The 1,047-nt window shown below is 29.6% G+C and carries 1 pseudogene; it reads left to right on the top strand.

Annotated features, from left to right (window positions below):
- A pseudogene (locus tag CQ058_RS31375) lies at window positions 1-142 on the top strand (phospholipase); the annotation flags it as partial.
- Window positions 143-1,047: the final 905 nt, after the last annotated feature.

Raw genomic sequence — 1,047 nt, forward strand, 5'->3', positions numbered from 1 at the left:
AAAAGCAGCGGTATCACAAGACTCTGCTGACAAATGGCGTGCTGAAGTAACACCGGTAACAGGAAAACGTTTAATGGAAGCACAGCGTATTACAGCTGGATATATTCATTTATGGTTTGATACGTACGTGAATAACAAATAACAAATACATTTACACATAACAAAAGTTATTTATGTTATACAGTGAAATTTCTAACAGTGGGGGCTTCATCCCCCACCCATCTTCTTTGTTTCTCTCTGAATCTTGATGTGGAAGTCTTGTTTGATAAGTCTATTTTAGAAATCTAAAAGTCTTTTAAATCAATGAAAGACTTTTGTAACATTTATGAAAGTAAATTGAAATGTATTTAAACTAAGATGTACATACCGAAGGTGATTTTATTTCAAAAAGTATAAGCAATGTACAGTATAATTTCATCTTTTGCATTCTTGTAAAAATGATAAAAGAAAGAGAGAGGTTGCATGAATCTAAATTAAGAGAAGCATAGGATTACGCAGTAGATATTTTATTAATTCTTACATCTAGGTAAAAACAGACAATCAGGATCAGCTTCATTATCACTAGCATATAGAGATGACTATTCTTACTCTGGTAGATTCACATACAGATATGATCTAGTTGATCTATATTACTACAATGAACCTGGTCGTATTAAATCAGTAGGCTCAAGTTATTTACAAAGTGTTTATCATTTAGCATATTCAATTTTAATTTAAAAAATAAGATTATAAACCACAGAAAGGCACTCATTCGATACTCATTAGAGTGCTTTTTTTGTTCAAATTATGTCTAAACATATCAATTTCTTTTTTTGATATGGTATCGCTGTGTACAGAAATACCAAAGAAATATTGCATTTTAAAATATTTTATGATAATAATTAGTTTTTTAAATGTAATTTATAAATGGAGGAAATGTTATGAACAAGAAATCAAAATTTACTCAAATGATACTCGGTATTAGTACAATGGCCTTATCATTTGGAAGTATTCAAACACAAGTATCAGCGGAAGAAAACACACCTTATAATGTGTTACAAAAGAAAC

The organism is Bacillus sp. MYb56, assembly GCF_002976445.1.
Lineage (GTDB): Bacteria > Bacillota > Bacilli > Bacillales > Bacillaceae_G > Bacillus_A > Bacillus_A mycoides.